This is a genomic window from Allobosea sp. P5_A5 (genome assembly GCF_056400625.1).
This window is the reverse complement of sequence record NZ_JBFUKY010000004.1, coordinates 14,076-29,108: the sequence shown is the minus strand read 5'-3', so window position 1 is coordinate 29,108 and position 15,033 is coordinate 14,076. Positions and strand designations below refer to the sequence as shown.

Genomic DNA, 15,033 nt, shown 5'->3' with positions numbered 1-15,033 from the left:
GCGTCAGGTCGTCAGGCTGACGCGGACGCTCGGCTCCTCCGCCTGCGTCGCGCGCTGCAGGGTCGCCTTGGCCTCGTCGACCTCGCGCTGGCGGTTCCACATCGCGGCATAGACGCCCTCGGCAGCGAGCAGGTCGCGATGGTTGCCGCGCTCGACGATGACGCCCTTGTCGAGGACGATGATCTCGTCGGCATTCACCACGGTCGAGAGACGATGAGCGATGACCAGCGTGGTTCGGCCTTCGCTGACCCGGTCGAGCGCATCCTGGATTTCCTTCTCGGTGAAGGAATCGAGCGCCGAGGTCGCCTCGTCCAGCACCAGGATCGGCGGGCCCTTCAGAATGGTGCGGGCGATGGCGACGCGCTGCTTCTCGCCGCCCGACAGTTTCAGCCCGCGCTCCCCCACCGAGGTGGCGTATCCTTCCGGCAGGAGGCGGATGAAACGGTCGATCTGGGCGAGGCGCGCCGCCTCCTCCATCTCCGCCTTGGTCGCGCCGGGCCGCCCATAGAGGATGTTGTACTCGATCGTATCGTTGAACAGCACCGTGTCCTGCGGGACCATGCCGATGGCGGCGCGCAAGGAGACCTGTTGCACGTCGGGGATCGGCTGGCCGTCGATCAGGATACGGCCGGCCTGCGGTTCATAAAAGCGGAAGAGCAGCCGGGAAATGGTCGACTTGCCGGCGCCGGACGGGCCGACGATCGCGACGGTCTTTCCAGGCGGGACCGTGAACGACACCCCGCGCAGGATCGGTCGCTCCGGCACATAGGCGAAATGCACGTCGTCGAAGACCACCTCACCTGCCGGGATTTGCAGCGGCAACGCGCCCGGCTTGTCTTGGATCTCGGGATCGCGCCCGATCAGCGAGAACATCTGCGCGATGTCGAGCGTCGCCTGCTTGATCTCGCGGTAGACGGTGCCCATGAAATTCAGCGGAATATAGAGCTGGATCAGCATGGAGTTGATCAGGATCAGGTCGCCGACCGTGTTGGCACCGGACTGAAAGCCGCGGACCGCCATCACCATCGAAAGCGTCAGGCCAGCGGCGAAAATGGCGGCCTGGCCGAAGTTGAGCCAGGCGAGCGAGGTGTAGGACTTGATCGAATTGCGCTCGTAGCGTGCCATCGACACATCGTAACGGGCGGTCTCGCGGGCCTCGGCGCCGAAATACTTCACCGTCTCGTAGTTCAGCAGCGAATCGATCGCCTTGGCGTTGGCGTCGGTGTCGGATTCGTTCATCGCCGAGCGGATGGCGATGCGCCACTCCGTCGCCTTGATGGTGTAGGTCATATAGGTCGTGACCATCGTCACCAGGACCACGACATAGCGCCAGTCGAACAGCGCCAGCAGCACGGCGATGATCAGCACCACCTCGATGATGACCGGAACGAGCTGGTTGAGGCCGAGCCGCACCATCTCCTCGATGCCGTTGCGGCCACGCTCCAGCACACGGGTCAGCCCGCCGGTCTTGCGTTCCAGATGGAAGCGCAGGGACAGGTAATGCAGATGGCCGAAGGTCTGCAGCGCGAGCGTGCGCACCGCATGCATGAACACCGGGGCGAAGATGGCGTCGCGCAACTGCACGAAAGCGGCCGAGCCGACGCGCGCAAGGCCATAGAGCACCGTCAGCGCCAGCGGGGCACCGACCAGCCAGGGCAGCCAGTTCTCCACGCCCGAGCGTGTACCGGCCAGCGCATCCGTCACCCATTTGAAGGTGAACGGCACGCCCATCAGGATCAGGCGCCCGCACAGCATCAGCACGAAAGCCGCCACGACGCGCCCACGCAGATCGGCCCTCTCCGCCGGCCACAAATAGGGCCACAGAGCCCGGAACGTGGCGAAGAAGCCGGATCCCGGCTCGATCACGGCGGAGCGCGAGAAACTCGGCGCCGGAGGCGGCGCGGCAGGCGATGGCATTTAAAATGATTCCAGTTGCGCGGCTGATATAGGCGCAAACGCCCCGGCGCGCATGGGTCTTGTCGGGGGTCGGCCTTGCGCCGGAATGCTGCCTTGCTCTCGCCGAAGCGCGGGTGTCTGATCGCGCCAGAGCAAAACATGCTCATATCGGGAGACACGACCATGACATCGCGCATCCTGATCGCGGCAGGCCTCGGCCTCACGATGGCCGCCGCCGCGCTGCCAGCCTACGCGCAGGGCAAGAAGCCCGTCTCGCAGGTGACCATCACCAACCAGCGGGCCGTGCCGCTGATGGCACTGGAGATCACGACAGCGGGCGAGCAGCCGCTGCTTGTTGCCAAGCTCGCCAGACCGTTACCGCCGGGCAAGAGCGTCGCGCTGAAACTTACCAAGGCGCAAGGCTGCGCCTTTACCGTGCAGGGCAAGTTCGACGACGAGGCCGATACCGACTCCGACATCGACCTTTGCAAGGAACGGGTGCTGCGCCTGACGGAGTGAACCTCTCCAACATCGGCGCCGTCATCCCGGACAAGCCGCGAGGCGGCGCCGATCCGGGATCCATGCCGGAGCGCCTCAGATAAAGGTTCTGGAATGGATCCCGGGTCTGCGCTTCGCTTCGCCCGGGATGAGCGACGTTTGCGGCGAGGCGCGCTGCTCAAGCTGTCGCGCCGGCCCTCACCAGCTTGTAGGTGATGGAATCCACCAGCGCCTGGAACGAGGCGTCGATGATGTTGGCGCTGACACCCACCGTGGTCCAGCGCTCGCCAGTCTCGTCGCCGGACTCGATCAGGACGCGGGTCACGGCGTCGGTGCCGCCCTGGAAGATACGCACTTTGTAATCGACAAGGCGCAAGCCGCCGATCAGCGACTGGTAACGGCCGAGATCCTTGCGCAACGCGATATCGAGCGCGTTGACCGGGCCGCTGTCGCCTTCGGCGGCCGAAATCAGCAGGTCGTCGCCGACCTTCACCTTCACGATCGCCTCGGAAAAGGTCACGAGTTCGCCGAGCGCGTTGTATCGGCGCTCGACATTCACCTTGAATCGCTCGACCTCGAAATAATCCGGCACCTCGCCGAGGATGCGCTTTACCAGCAGGAAGAACGAGGCGTCGGCGCCTTCGAAGGCGTATCCTTGCGCCTCCTTGTCCTTGACCTCCTGCAGCACGCGGTTGAGGCGCGGGTCGTCGCGGCCGAGCGTGACGCCGATGCGCTCAAGCTCGGCGACGAGGTTCGACTTTCCGCCCTGATCCGAAATCAGCACCTTGCGGGTGTTGCCGACCGCCTCCGGCGCTACATGCTCATAGGTGCGCGGGTCCTTCAGCACAGCCGAAGCGTGGATGCCGGCCTTGGTCGCGAAAGCCGAGGCGCCCACGAAGGGGGCATGCCGGTTGGGCGCGCGGTTCAGCATCTCGTCGAGCGCGCGCGAGACATGGGCAAGATCGGCGAGCCGGCTCTCATCGACGCCAAGCGCGAAGCGATCGCGATAGCGCTCCTTGAGCTTCAGGGTGCCGATCAGCGTGACGAGATTGGCGTTGCCGCAGCGCTCGCCCAGCCCGTTCAGCGTGCCCTGGATCTGGCGCGCCCCGGCCTCGATCGCGGCCAGCGAATTGGCGACGGCGCAGCCGCAATCGTCATGGGCGTGGATGCCGAGATGCTCGCCCGGCACTGTCTTCGTGACCTCGGCGACGATCGTGCCGATCTCGTCCGGTAACGTGCCGCCATTGGTGTCGCAGAGCACGATCCAGCGGGCGCCGGCTTCATAAGCCGTGCGGGCACAGGTGAGGGCGTAGGCGGGATTGGCCTTGTAGCCGTCGAAGAAGTGCTCGCAATCCAGCATTACCTCGCGGCCGGCGGCCTTCGCCGCCTCGACGCTTTCGCGGATGCCGGCAAGGTTGTCCTCCAGCGAGATCTCGAGGGCGACGTGGACATGGTAGTCCCACGCCTTGGCGACGAAGACGATGGCGTCGGCCTTCGCCTCCAGCAGCGCGGCGATGCCCAGATCGTTGGCGGCGGAGCGCCCTGCCCGCTTAGTCATGCCGAAGGCGGCGAATTTCGCGTGTTTCGTAGGTTTTTCGGCGAAGAAGGCCGTGTCCAGCGGGTTGGCGCCGGGATAGCCGCCCTCGACATAATCGATGCCGAGCCGGTCGAGCAGGCCTGCGACGGCGCGCTTGTCGTCGAGCGAGAAATCCACGCCGGTCGTCTGCGCGCCGTCGCGCAGGGTGGTGTCGAAAAGATGGATGCGCGCGGCGCTCACGGCTCGCGCCTCAGCTTGAAGCGCAACATGCGAGGCACAACCATGGCCAGCATGACGAGCTTGATGGCGAGCGACAGCGAGCCTGCGGGGCGAATGTTGGGGGTCATGGGCTTTTCTTGTTCTTGTCGATGAGAGCGATACAGGCCGAAACAAAGTCCCGCGCCTGCGAAACGGCGAGTTCGGCCTCTTCGCGGTGCTGCACACCGTCGCCGTAATCGGCAAAAAGGCGCAGCTGCTCCTCGCGGCCGATCAGCCGACCGATCTCCAATGGTAAATGACCGGCCTTGACGACGACAAGGTTGAACAACCTGATCAGACCGGCATGGGTCTTGACCTCGGTCGTGTCGATCGCGGCTAGCGCCTCGATGCAGCCGCGTGCCGCGTCATAGCAGGCGTAATAGGCGCGATTGACCGCCCCGTCGAAATCGCCGACCTGCAAAAGCAGTTCTGCGGAGCGCAAGGATTGCCGGGCCTTGTCGAGATGAGGCCTCATCTCGCCGGCACCACCGCCACGGCGTCGCGACGCGCGGCTTGCAGCAGGCCAGAAAAGCGGGCTTCGACTCCACGGTTCTCCCAATCGGCCTGGCTGAACGGCCATGGCTGGATCATGAGCCCAGATTCCGTCAGAGCGTCAAAGGCAAGATCGACAAGACGCATCTTCTCGTCCAGTGCCGACCCGGACAGGGCCGTCAGCACCACTGCGATATCCGCATCGCTTTCGGGTCGAGAGGAGCCCCGCGCCCGGCTGCCAAAGAGATAGAGCCCGACAAGCCGGTCGCCATAAACATCTGCGACCAAGCCTGCATAGTCGGACAGGGCTTGCTCGACTGCCGCTGCGTCCGGCGCAGCGAGGAGCTCGACGAGATCGATCATCGCTTCACCTCCCAGGCCGTCGTCAACTCGCCGGTTGCCGGGTCCTTGCCGTCCATCAATACGATGCCCATCGAAACCAGCTCGTCTCGGATGCGGTCGGATTCGGCGAAGTTCTTGGCGCGGCGGGCTTCGAGGCGCGCATCCTTCTTTGCCTCAATGAGGGCGATGTCCGTGTCGGTTAGACCGAATGTACCGGCGCTAGCGTAAAAAAGGTTATCGAAACCGAGCGCCAGAAGCGTACGCGTCAGCCGACGCCCCGCCGATGCGTCGCCCCGCTCGGCATCGTTGTACGTTTTGTGCAGAGCGGTGATAGCAGCCGCAGTATTCAGATCATCGCATAATGCGTCCTCGACAGCATCAATCTCGATAGACGCGGTCTGATCGGGCACCCACTTCCGCCCCCAAGAATTCAAGGTTCGCTCGGCTTCGTTCAACGCACTCACAGTCCAGTCGATCGGCTGGCGATAGTGTGTCTTCAGCATCGCCAAACGAAGAACGTCACCTCGCCATTTCCGCTCGCCGAACTTCTCCGTCTCCAAGAGTTCGTTGATCGTGACGAAGTTGCCGAGGCTTTTCGACATCTTCTCGCCTTCGACCTGCAGGAAGCCGTTGTGCATCCAGATATTGGCCATGCGCCCGGCTCCGTCCGCCCCACCGAAGGCGCAGCAGGATTGGGCGATCTCGTTTTCGTGGTGCGGGAAGACGAGGTCGATTCCGCCGCCATGGATGTCGAAGGCGTTCTTGGCGGGATCGTCGCAGGAAAGTCCGCCGCCGAAGGGCGCGAGCAGCTTCGCCATCGACATCGCCGAGCACTCGATGTGCCAGCCGGGGCGGCCGGGCGTGGCGATGCCGGCGGGTGACGGCCAGCCGGGATCGATGCCGTCGCGGCTCGGCTTCCACAGCACGAAATCCATCGGGTCTTTTTTGTAAGGGGCCACATCGACCCGCGCGCCGGCCATCATCTCGTCGAGCGAGCGGCGCGCCAGCGAACCATATTTCGGCGCCTTCGCCAGATGCGCGACGGCCGGCACATGAAACAGCACATGGTCCTCGGCGACATAGGCGACGCCGCGCGCGATCAGCCGCTCGATGATCGCCTTCATCTCCTCGATATGCTCGGTCGCACGCGGCTCGGCATCCGGCCGCAGGCAACCGAGCGCATCGATATCGGCATGGAACTGCGCCGTCGTGCCGTGGGTGACCTTGGCGATGGCCTCGTTCAGCGGGATGCCGGGATAATCACGGGCCGCTCTGGCGTTGATCTTGTCATCGACGTCGGTGAGGTTGCGGGCATAGGTGACGTGAGCGTCGCCGTGAAGATGCCGCAGCAGCCGATAGAGCACGTCGAAGACGATGACAGGGCGGGCATTGCCGATATGGGCGTAGTCGTAGACCGTCGGACCGCAGACATACATCCGCACATTCCGCGGATCGATCGGGACGAAATCCTCTTTCGTCCGCGTCAGCGTGTTGTAGAGCCTGAGCGTCGGCGACATCGGGCGGAAATCCTGAAAACGAACGAAGAGCAGAACAAGAACAGCCTGGCCGCTGGCCGGGGCGCTGTTGTCTTTTCGTTTTCAGGACGAGGACGTGAGCAGCCGGCCAGCGAAAGCTAGCGGCAAATCAAGCAAATCCGGTTGTGGATGGCGGCTCGCGTCATAGTGCTGAGTGATTGCCTTTCCGCAGCACGTCCGTCAAGAGGGCGTCCACTTTGCTGCGCCGCAACATCGCCGCGCAATTCACTCAAATTTAACGGACCGGAACCATCCTCCCGATTCTCGGGTTGCTGGCCCGTTGAAACAGGATCTCCTCGCATGCGCCGCGCCGTCGCCCTTCTCGGACTGTTCGGAATCGTCGCGGGCGGTCTTTCGCTTTCGGTGCTGCCGGCCACGAAGACCACGGCAGCCTCGAACGAGCAGCGCACCTTCCTGATCCCGGCAAGCGACGGCTACGGCGTTGCCGATTGCCTCAGCACGGCGTCGGAATGCGGCAAGATCGTCGCCAATGCCTGGTGCGAAGCGCAGGGCTTCGGCAAGGCCGTCGCCTTCGGCGTGGCCGACCGCGCCGATTTCACCGGCACGGTCGCCAAGCCCGTCGCCGCGGTCAGCGAGCAGCCGCTCAGCATCACCTGCGGCGGCTGATCTTCCTCCTCAACGGATCCAGTCCGCGCATTTCGGCACGTCGGTCGCCGCGCCCCACGGCATGATCGGCACGGTCGAGGTCGAGTTCTGCGGTGAGCCCTCGATCAGCTTGTCGGTGTAGACGAGATAGACGAGCACATTGCGCTTGGCGTCGCAGCCGCGCACGATCTGCATTTTCTTCCAGATGAGCGAGCGGCGCTCGCGGAAGACGACATCGCCCTGCTCCGCCTTTTCTTTGAACTTGACCGGTCCGACCTGACGGCAGGCGAGCGAAACCTCCGAAACCTCCTCGGCCACGCCGAGCATGCCCTTCACGCCGCCCTTTTCCGGCACGGTGTAATGGCAGGCCACGCCTTCGACCACGGGATCGTCGACCCCGTAGACCGCAAGCTTGTCGTCCGGCGTCAACGCCTTCCAGACGGTCGATTTCTTGAAGATCAGGTCCTCCTGCGCCGCCGCAGGCCCGGCGGCGGCAAGGCAGAAGACCGCCAGGGCGGAGAGGATGACAGGCAGGCGCATTGGCGAACTCCGAAAGGCACGCGCTCGAAACCGAGGCGAGCCGCATATGGCCCCGGCGAGATCAGGGCGCCAGAGGCCGAAACACCAGCCAGGCGGCAGCGAGTGCGCCGACGACACCCAACGAGAAGAAGATGAGCTTCAGACGCGTCATGCCGCTGGCGAAGGCGACATCGCCCTCGGCGACCGCAGGATAGCGATCGAGCAGGCGCGCGACTGCCAGGTTCTCGGCGACGTCGCAAAGCCCGCCGATCAGCCAGCCGCCCCCGCACAGCGCCGCGATCCACCAGGGCTGGCCACGCATGGCGAGGCCCGCGATCAGCAATCCCCCGACGATGGCGTAGGTGAAGGCGCAAGCGACATCCGCCGGCAGGACGCGGCTGCGGTAGCGGGCGCGCGTTGCCTCGCCATAAAGGCCGAACAGCTTCTCGACATCGGCGACGCTGTAGCCATCCCAGTCGCTTTCGAGCATGCGCGGCACGCCTTGCCGGTTCGACCAGAAGCCGACCAACCAGTAGAGCACGACGACGAAGACCGGCGCCCAGATAAAGAAGGCGAGCGGGATCGTCGTCGTGTAGAGCGGCACGGATTCGGTCATTGGGGCTCGGCTCTCGCTGGAGACTCGGAAGACGGGCGGATCAAGGCAGGTTACCCGGCCCTCCGGCAAGCGCCAAGCTGTTCCGCCATCAGCCCTCGGGCAGAATCTCCTGTTCGATCGCGCCGAAGATCGAATGGCCGGCTGCATCCTTCATCTCGATGCGCACCGTGTCCCCGAATCGCAGCGGCACCGGCGCCGGCGCCGCCGGGATGTGCTCGACGATCGTGCCCGCCGTCAGCGCGCGCCGCGCGGAAGCAGACGCGAGCAGCGAGCCGAATGCCAGCGGGACCGAGACCGCCGAGGACGCGCCGTTGACTTGCAGATGCAGGGCCATTGCTTTGCCGGGATCGGTCCATGCCACGCCGAGTTCATCCGGCGTGACGGCGACGGGGGAGAGCGTCAAGGCCGCTGCGTGAGTCGTTCCAAGGGGTTGGCCGGACGAGTTCACATCCTGATTCCACGGCTTCACGTGAACGGTGAGCATGACCAGGCGAACCAGACCGAAGGCTTCCGACGCCGAGGCACCCATCGGCACATCGCCTATGACGATCGCGAGACCGCAGGCGCAATCGCTGCCCTCCTCCCCCGGCAAGCGGGTCGGCTGACGCGGACCGAGCGAGGCGTCCCCGGCGATGTCGAGCAGCGCGCCCTCCCCTTGCTGGATGAGGCGGCGATAGGCTCGCGGCAACGGAGCGGCGCAAGCGTGCTCATGAAAGCGGAACGAGGGCACGGAGCCATGCTCCAACCCCTCGGCGAGATCGGCCAGGCGTGGGGCCAGACGCTCCCAATCATCCAGCGCCGCCTGCAAGGTGGCGACAACCGGGAAAGCGTCGGTAGCACGGGTCAGATCGTTCGAGACGACGACCAGCCGGCCGTCCCGACCATGAGCGAGGGAAGCGAGTTTCATCTCTTTCCATTCCTTCCGGGACACGCCAATAAGAGGCCAACGGCCTTCGAAAAAAGGCCTCGGGAGGAGAGCATATGGAACGTCGGGCGTTTTTGAAAACCGGGGCTCTCGCCGCAGCCGTGGCACCGATCGCGATGCCGGCTCTGGCGCAGTCGCAACCGCAGGTGAAATGGCGGCTGACCTCGAGCTTTCCGAAGTCGCTCGACACCATCTTCGGCACCGCCCAGCACTTCGCGAAGCTCGTCTCCGAAGCCACCGACGGCAATTTCGAGGTTCAGGTCTTCGCGCCGGGCGAGATCGTACCCGGTCTGCAAGCACTCGATGCGGTGTCCTCCGGCACCGTCGAATGCGCCCATTCGCCGACCTATTTCTATATCGGCAAGGATCCGACGCTGGGTCTGGGCACCGGCATTCCGTTCGGGCTCAACGCCCGCCAGCAGCACAGCTGGTGGTATTTCGGCGGCGGCGAGCAGATCGTGAACGGCGTGCTGGACCGCTTCAACGCCTACTCCATTCCCTGCGGCAATTCCGGCTGCCAGATGGGCGGCTTTTTCCGCAACGAGCTGAAGAGCGTCGATGACCTGAAGGGGCTGAAGTTCCGCATCGGCGGCATGGGCGGCTCGGTTTTGGCGAAGCTCGGCGTCGTGCCGACGCAGATCGCGCCGGGCGACGTATACCCGGCGCTGGAGCGTGGCTCGATCGACGCGGCCGAATTCGTCGGCCCCTATGACGACGAGAAGCTCGGCTTCATCCGCGTCGCGAAATATTATTACTATCCCGGCTGGTGGGAGGGCGGCGCCATGCTGCACCTGATCATCGGCAAGGAGGCCTGGGCCAAGCTGCCGAAGCATTACCAGGCGATCGTCGCCCAGGCTTGCGAGGCGGCGAACAACTGGATGTTGGCGAAATACGACTTCGTGAACCCCGGCGGCCTGCGCCGGCTGGTCGCGCAGGGCGCGCAGTTGAGGGCCTTCCCGCTGCCGGTCATGGAAGCGGCGCTCAAAGCGTCCGAGGAATACTACACCGAGACCAGCGCCAAGAGCGCCGATTTCAAGAAGGGTTACGAGTCGATGGTGGCGTTCCGGGGCGAAAACCTGCTCTGGTGGCAGCTCGGCGAACTCTCCTACGACACGTTCATGAACCGCCTGAAAGCGCGTTGAAGCCGGAATTGACCGGCTAAGCCTGGGACCCGCCGATGTCGACGAAACCACCCGATGACTCCGAGAAGCAGGCGCTCCGGCTGGAGCGCTTCCTGCCGTATCGCCTCAATGTCGTCGGCTCGTTCGCGAGCCGGGCGCTGGGCCGCATCTATGGCGAGCATTTCGGCATCGGCATCCCCGAATGGCGGGTCGTGGCGCAGCTCGGCGAGTTCGGCAAGCTGACCTCGCGCGACATCGGCGAGCTCGCGCAGATGCACAAGACCAAGGTCTCACGCGCCGTGACCGAGCTGGAGAAGCGCGGTCTGGTCTCTCGGTCCGAGAATCGGCAGGATCGGCGCGAGTCCTTCGTCGAGCTGACCTCGGCCGGCCGCCGCGTCTACGACCAGATCGTGCCGCTGGCGTTGGGCTTCGAGGCGCGTTGGATCGAGGGCATCGCGCCCGACGAACTCAAGACCTTCGAGCGTGTCCTCTCGACCCTGACCGAGCGCGGACGGCACCTGGCCGGGACGTATCGGGAAGAGGACGGGTCGTAAGGCCTGTCGGTAGCGTCATGCTCGGGCTTGACCCGAGCATCTCATCACACGAAGGCTCGGAGCCTCTTCCGGCGCAAGATTCTCGGGTCAAGCCCGAGAATGACGGCTGTATATCAGAAATACTTCGCCAGATTCCGCCTGATCCTGGCCTGCGGGTCTTCGCCGGCCGGCGGATAGGCGAAGGACTGCCCAGTGATCGTCTCGAAGGCGCGGACATAGACCGCCGAGGTCTGGTCGATCAGCTCCTGCGGGATCGGTGGCAGCTCTTCCTTGTAGGGATCGCAGCGCTCCACCACCCAGTTGCGCACGAAATCCTTGTCGAAGGACTCCGGCTTTCCACCCGTGGCGAGGCGTTCCGCATAGCTCTGCGCGAACCAATAGCGGCTGGAATCAGGCGTATGAATTTCGTCGGCGAGAAGGATGTTGCCCTCGGCATCCGTTCCGAACTCGTATTTCGTGTCGGCGAGGATGAGGCCGCGCTCGCGGGCGAGCGTCTGGCCGCGCGCGAACAGTGCCAGCGCGTAGCCCGAAATCCGGTCCCATTGCTCTTTGGTCAGCAGGCCGCTGTCGATGATCTGCGCGGCGGAAAGCGGCTCATCATGGCCGCCGTCGAAGGCCTTGCTTGTCGGGGTGATGATCGCCTGCGGCAGCGCCTCGTTGTCGCGCAGGCCGTCCGGCAGGGTCATGCCGTACATCTCGCGGCGGCCCTGCTTGTACATCGTCAGGATCGACGTGCCGGTCGTCCCGGCGAGATAGCCGCGCACCACCATTTCGACTGGCAGGATGTCGAGGCGCTTGCCGACGACGACGTTCGGGTCTGGGTATTCCATCACATGGTTGGGGCAGAGGTCGGCGGTCTTCTCGAACCACCAGCGCGCCGTCTGGGTCAGCACCTGGCCCTTGAGCGGGATCGCGGCGATGGCGCGGTCGAACGCCGAGAGCCGGTCGGTCGAGATCAGGATACGCCGCCCGTCCGGGAGGTCGTAATTCTCGCGCACCTTGCCGCGATAATAATTCGGCAGTTCGGGAATGACGGCTTCGTGAAGCGGCGGGAAGGCGGTCATGGCGTGGCTCTCGCCTCGTGCGATGGCGGGTCGGATCAAGCCGGTGCGACGGCGCCGGCCCGGTCTTCTAGCGAAACCGCGGGTTTTCCACCACAGCGACGGCAGAGCCATCCCCGGATTGCTGCGCCGTTAAGGATATGGCATGGCGACAGATGGTGCGGCTGTTGGCTCCGCGCCAAAGAGCCGCAAGGCTCGTTCCATAGTTCCGTCTCCTTTGGCGGGTGTTCTCGGCAGGATTTCGCGGTTCGACGGCCGCGATCCGACATTGGATGACGTGACCCGCCTGCGATGATTCTGCGCTTTTCCAGATTTTTCGGCCTGACGCTTCTGGCGCTGGCCGCCCTGAGCGGACCGGTGGCGGCCCAGTCGCCCTCCTGCGACGCCTGGCGCTCGGAGCTGGAGGGCCTGCAAGGGCGCAGCGGCGGCGACCCCCGCGCGGCCCAGGCCGCGCAACGCATCGGCGCCCAGCTGGCGCAGTTGAACGGCCAGTTTCGCAGCCTCGGCTGCGACCGGGGGTTCTCACTGTTCGGCCAAGGCGTGTCACCGCAATGCGGCTCGATTCGCGGGCAGATGGATACGCTGCAGGCGCAGTATGGTGCTGCGCAGGCGCGCGCGCAGGGCGGCGGCGTCGAGCAGCGGCGGGCCCAGCTCGCAGCCGCGATCAGCAACAATTGCAGCCCGCGCCAACGTGGCTTCTTCGACACCATCTTCGGGCGCGATCCGGGGCCGGGCGGCGTCGATTCCACCGTGCCGGAGCTGGACCCCGAGCAGTCGATCATCGAGCCGGAAAAGCCGCGCATGGGCGGCGCCCAGACGGTCTGCGTGCGGACCTGCGACGGCTTCTTCTTTCCGCTCGCCAACAACAACGGCAATGCCGACGAGATGTGCCAGGCGCTTTGTCCCGGCTCGGAAACGACGGCCTTCGGCATGACCGCGGGGGGGGAAATCCAGAACGCGGCCTCGCGCTCGACCGGGCAACCCTACTCCTCGTTACCGAATGCTGGAAAATACGTCCGCTCCTTCGATGCGAGCTGCACCTGCCGGGGCCAGGGCCAGAGCTGGTCGGAGGCGTTGAAGAACGCCGAATACCTGCTCGACAAGCGCAAGGGCGACGTCATCGTCAGCGAGCAACGCGCCGCCGAACTCTCCAGGCCCAAGGCCGTCGATCCGAAGCGGCGCGGGGCTCCCGGCGCGGCTTCCGCCACCGCCCCGGCCACTGCCGCGCCTGCGCCGGACCTTCCCGACGAAAAGCCCATGACCTCGGAGAACTCACCGACCTCGGGGACCGAATCCGCCGGCGTCGGCCCCGACGCGGTGACCGAGAAGACGCTCGACAAGAAGGACGGGCTGAAAAGCGAATCGCGCAGCGTCACGGGTGAGCGCCGTGCCGTCCGGATCGTCGCACCGAACCTCGCCCCGAACCTCAGTCCGCAGTTGGTCCAGCCATAAGGCGGCTGTTCCATGCTTCCGTCTCACACCACCCCTCTGTAAAAGGCGTGGTTCCGGCGCTGGACGCCTGGGTATCTGAAGTCGCATAACTGACGCCTCCGCGCCCTCCGGGAGGCCGCCAGATCGCGTCCAGACGTAGCCTTCAAGCTGCTGGAGCGCTCCTGACGCTCCCCAGCCTCAGGCCAGCTCATGTCGAACAGCGAAACGCCGGGTCATCCGCACCCGATCCAGCTCGCGGACGCACAGCGGCGGATCAAGGCGATCTTCATCGGCTCGGTCGGCAATCTCGTCGAATGGTATGATTTCTACGCCTATACGGCTTTCGCGCTGTATTTCGCGCCGCATTTCTTCCCCTCGACCGACCCCGTCGTGCAGCAGCTCAACGCCGCGACCTTGTTTGCCGCCGGGTTCATCGTGCGGCCTGTGGGCGGCTGGCTGTTCGGACATCTCGCGGACCGCTACGGGCGGCGCCTGTCGCTGACGCTCTCGGTGCTGATGATGTGCTTCGGATCGCTGATCATCGCCTTCACGCCGACCTATAGCTCGATCGGCTTCGCGGCGCCGGCCCTGCTGGCGCTGGCCCGCATCATCGAGGGTTTGAGCCTCGGGGGCGAATACGGCGCCAGCGCGACCTACCTCACCGAAATCGCCGATCCCGAGCATCGCGGCTTCTATTCGAGCTTTCAGTACGTGACGCTGATCGGCGGGCAGCTCACCGCCATCCTGGTCCTCCTGCTGCTGCAAAACGTCTTCCTGACCCATGAGCAGCTCGTGGCCTGGGGCTGGCGCATTCCTTTTGTGATCGGCGCGCTGCTGGCGGTGATCGCGATGTTCATGCGACGCCACATGGAAGAGACGGCGTCGTTTCAAAAGGCCAAGGAGGCCGGCCATCTCAAGCGGGAGAGTTCGCTGCGCGGCCTGCTGCGCTATCCGCGCGAGGTCGCCATCGTGGTCGGGCTGACCGCCGGCGGCACGGCGGCTTTCTACACCTTCACGACCTATATGCAGACCTTCGTGAAGCAGACGGTAGGCCTCTCCGACATCGTGACGACCTATGTCATCGCGGGGTCGCTGATCTTCGCCTCGATCCTGCAGCCGATCTACGGGCTGATTTCGGACAGGATCGGCCGCAAGCCGGTGCTGATGTTCTTCGGTATCGCCGGCACACTGCTGACCGTGCCGATCCTGACCACGCTCGCCGGCACCAAATCGCCCTGGATGGCGTTCCTGCTGATCTGCGGCGCCTGGATCTTCGTCGCCGGCTACACCTCGATCAACGCCGTGGTGAAGGCCGAGCTATTCCCGACCGCGATCCGCGCCACCGGCGTCGCGGTGCCCTATGCACTGACGGTCTCGATCTTCGGCGGCACGGCGCCGGCGATCGCGCTTTATTTCAAGCAGCAAGGCCACGAGCAGTGGTTCTTCTACTACCTCGCCGGGATGATCTTCATCTCGCTGCTGGTCTACGCAACGATGCGCGACACCAAGCACCGCTCGGCGATCGACCGGCACGAGTGAACGGGTGTCATTCCGGCGAGCGCATAGCGCTCGAACCCGGACTTACGACGGCGTGAGCGCGTCAGAGCGACGGTATAAAGGGCGCACCCCGTCGTGGGTTCCG

General features: G+C 65.0%; 15 protein-coding genes. 6 read left to right on the top strand and 9 right to left on the bottom strand.

Annotation, left to right across the window (positions count from 1 at the left end):
• Window positions 1-3: 3 nt before the first annotated feature.
• The gene (locus tag AC1DR6_RS09810) at window positions 4-1,917 is read right to left on the bottom strand and encodes an ABCB family ABC transporter ATP-binding protein/permease (RefSeq protein ID WP_476829037.1); all 1,914 of its coding nucleotides are present in this window, start codon (window positions 1,915-1,917) and stop codon (window positions 4-6) included.
• Window positions 1,918-2,079: 162 nt separating this feature from the next.
• Here AC1DR6_RS09810 and AC1DR6_RS09805 point away from each other — a divergent pair, with 162 nt between their 5' ends.
• Complete coding sequence (locus tag AC1DR6_RS09805; RefSeq protein WP_476829036.1) at window positions 2,080-2,415, top strand: hypothetical protein; 336 nt, start codon at window positions 2,080-2,082, stop codon at window positions 2,413-2,415.
• Window positions 2,416-2,572: 157 nt separating this feature from the next.
• Here AC1DR6_RS09805 and cimA read toward each other — a convergent pair whose 3' ends face one another.
• The 4 genes from cimA to cysS all read right to left on the bottom strand — a co-directional run bounded on the left by cimA (window position 2,573) and on the right by cysS (window position 6,540).
• Window positions 2,573-4,171, bottom strand: a complete 1,599-nt coding sequence (gene cimA / locus AC1DR6_RS09800) for a citramalate synthase (protein ID WP_476829035.1) — start codon at window positions 4,169-4,171, stop codon at window positions 2,573-2,575.
• Between the two features lie 103 nt (window positions 4,172-4,274).
• Window positions 4,275-4,664 carry a HEPN domain-containing protein gene (locus AC1DR6_RS09795; RefSeq protein ID WP_476829034.1) on the bottom strand — a complete coding sequence of 130 codons (390 nt, stop codon included), beginning with the start codon at window positions 4,662-4,664 and terminating at the stop codon, window positions 4,275-4,277.
• On the bottom strand, window positions 4,661-5,044 hold the full coding sequence (locus AC1DR6_RS09790; protein WP_476829033.1) for a nucleotidyltransferase domain-containing protein: 384 nt from the start codon (window positions 5,042-5,044) through the stop codon (window positions 4,661-4,663). Before AC1DR6_RS09790 ends, AC1DR6_RS09795 begins: the two co-directional genes overlap by 4 nt.
• The gene (gene cysS, locus AC1DR6_RS09785; RefSeq protein WP_476829032.1) at window positions 5,041-6,540 is read right to left on the bottom strand and encodes a cysteine--tRNA ligase; all 1,500 of its coding nucleotides are present in this window, start codon (window positions 6,538-6,540) and stop codon (window positions 5,041-5,043) included. Before cysS ends, AC1DR6_RS09790 begins: the two co-directional genes overlap by 4 nt.
• A 318-nt stretch (window positions 6,541-6,858) precedes the next feature.
• Between cysS and AC1DR6_RS09780 the strand changes: the two genes are divergently transcribed.
• Window positions 6,859-7,185 (top strand): hypothetical protein, encoded by a 327-nt coding sequence (locus tag AC1DR6_RS09780; protein WP_476829031.1) that lies wholly within the window; start codon window positions 6,859-6,861, stop codon window positions 7,183-7,185.
• A gap of 9 nt (window positions 7,186-7,194) precedes the next feature.
• Here AC1DR6_RS09780 and AC1DR6_RS09775 read toward each other — a convergent pair whose 3' ends face one another.
• The 3 genes from AC1DR6_RS09775 to AC1DR6_RS09765 form a co-directional block, all read right to left on the bottom strand.
• Window positions 7,195-7,704, bottom strand: coding sequence for a CreA family protein (locus AC1DR6_RS09775; RefSeq protein WP_476829030.1), 510 nt, complete (start codon window positions 7,702-7,704; stop codon window positions 7,195-7,197).
• Between the two features lie 61 nt (window positions 7,705-7,765).
• Window positions 7,766-8,299, bottom strand: coding sequence for a hypothetical protein (locus tag AC1DR6_RS09770; protein WP_476829029.1), 534 nt, complete (start codon window positions 8,297-8,299; stop codon window positions 7,766-7,768).
• A gap of 88 nt (window positions 8,300-8,387) precedes the next feature.
• Window positions 8,388-9,206, bottom strand: coding sequence for a fumarylacetoacetate hydrolase family protein (locus tag AC1DR6_RS09765; protein WP_476829028.1), 819 nt, complete (start codon window positions 9,204-9,206; stop codon window positions 8,388-8,390).
• A 74-nt stretch (window positions 9,207-9,280) separates the two neighbouring features.
• Here AC1DR6_RS09765 and AC1DR6_RS09760 point away from each other — a divergent pair, with 74 nt between their 5' ends.
• Together AC1DR6_RS09760 and AC1DR6_RS09755 are read left to right on the top strand one after the other, a co-directional pair.
• Window positions 9,281-10,366, top strand: coding sequence for a TRAP transporter substrate-binding protein (locus AC1DR6_RS09760; RefSeq protein WP_476829027.1), 1,086 nt, complete (start codon window positions 9,281-9,283; stop codon window positions 10,364-10,366).
• 35 nt (window positions 10,367-10,401) lie between these two features.
• Window positions 10,402-10,899, top strand: coding sequence for a MarR family winged helix-turn-helix transcriptional regulator (locus AC1DR6_RS09755; RefSeq protein WP_476829026.1), 498 nt, complete (start codon window positions 10,402-10,404; stop codon window positions 10,897-10,899).
• 113 nt (window positions 10,900-11,012) lie between these two features.
• Here the strand turns inward: AC1DR6_RS09755 and AC1DR6_RS09750 are convergent, their stop codons facing one another.
• On the bottom strand, window positions 11,013-11,963 hold the full coding sequence (locus tag AC1DR6_RS09750; RefSeq protein ID WP_476829025.1) for a phosphoribosylaminoimidazolesuccinocarboxamide synthase: 951 nt from the start codon (window positions 11,961-11,963) through the stop codon (window positions 11,013-11,015).
• Between the two features lie 288 nt (window positions 11,964-12,251).
• On the opposite strand from AC1DR6_RS09750, the gene AC1DR6_RS09745 reads away from it, so the two are divergent.
• Together AC1DR6_RS09745 and AC1DR6_RS09740 are read left to right on the top strand one after the other, a co-directional pair.
• Complete coding sequence (locus tag AC1DR6_RS09745; RefSeq protein ID WP_476829024.1) at window positions 12,252-13,412, top strand: DUF2865 domain-containing protein; 1,161 nt, start codon at window positions 12,252-12,254, stop codon at window positions 13,410-13,412.
• A gap of 189 nt (window positions 13,413-13,601) precedes the next feature.
• Complete coding sequence (locus AC1DR6_RS09740; protein WP_476829023.1) at window positions 13,602-14,930, top strand: MFS transporter; 1,329 nt, start codon at window positions 13,602-13,604, stop codon at window positions 14,928-14,930.
• Window positions 14,931-15,033 lie beyond the last annotated feature (103 nt).

Bases quoted from the DNA above. Each gene is read 5' to 3' on its own strand.
- AC1DR6_RS09810 (WP_476829037.1), bottom strand. From the start codon at position 1,917: ATGCCATCGCCTGCCGCGCCGCCTCCGGCGCCGAGTTTCTCGCGCTCC.
- AC1DR6_RS09740 (WP_476829023.1), top strand. From the start codon at position 13,602: ATGTCGAACAGCGAAACGCCGGGTCATCCGCACCCGATCCAGCTCGCG.
- AC1DR6_RS09750 (WP_476829025.1), bottom strand. From the start codon at position 11,963: ATGACCGCCTTCCCGCCGCTTCACGAAGCCGTCATTCCCGAACTGCCG.
- AC1DR6_RS09765 (WP_476829028.1), bottom strand. From the start codon at position 9,206: ATGAAACTCGCTTCCCTCGCTCATGGTCGGGACGGCCGGCTGGTCGTC.
- AC1DR6_RS09780 (WP_476829031.1), top strand. From the start codon at position 6,859: ATGCGCCGCGCCGTCGCCCTTCTCGGACTGTTCGGAATCGTCGCGGGC.
- AC1DR6_RS09775 (WP_476829030.1), bottom strand. From the start codon at position 7,704: ATGCGCCTGCCTGTCATCCTCTCCGCCCTGGCGGTCTTCTGCCTTGCC.
- AC1DR6_RS09770 (WP_476829029.1), bottom strand. From the start codon at position 8,299: ATGACCGAATCCGTGCCGCTCTACACGACGACGATCCCGCTCGCCTTC.
- AC1DR6_RS09795 (WP_476829034.1), bottom strand. From the start codon at position 4,664: ATGAGGCCTCATCTCGACAAGGCCCGGCAATCCTTGCGCTCCGCAGAA.
- AC1DR6_RS09760 (WP_476829027.1), top strand. From the start codon at position 9,281: ATGGAACGTCGGGCGTTTTTGAAAACCGGGGCTCTCGCCGCAGCCGTG.
- AC1DR6_RS09805 (WP_476829036.1), top strand. From the start codon at position 2,080: ATGACATCGCGCATCCTGATCGCGGCAGGCCTCGGCCTCACGATGGCC.
- cysS (WP_476829032.1), bottom strand. From the start codon at position 6,540: ATGTCGCCGACGCTCAGGCTCTACAACACGCTGACGCGGACGAAAGAG.
- AC1DR6_RS09790 (WP_476829033.1), bottom strand. From the start codon at position 5,044: ATGATCGATCTCGTCGAGCTCCTCGCTGCGCCGGACGCAGCGGCAGTC.
- AC1DR6_RS09745 (WP_476829024.1), top strand. From the start codon at position 12,252: ATGATTCTGCGCTTTTCCAGATTTTTCGGCCTGACGCTTCTGGCGCTG.
- AC1DR6_RS09755 (WP_476829026.1), top strand. From the start codon at position 10,402: ATGTCGACGAAACCACCCGATGACTCCGAGAAGCAGGCGCTCCGGCTG.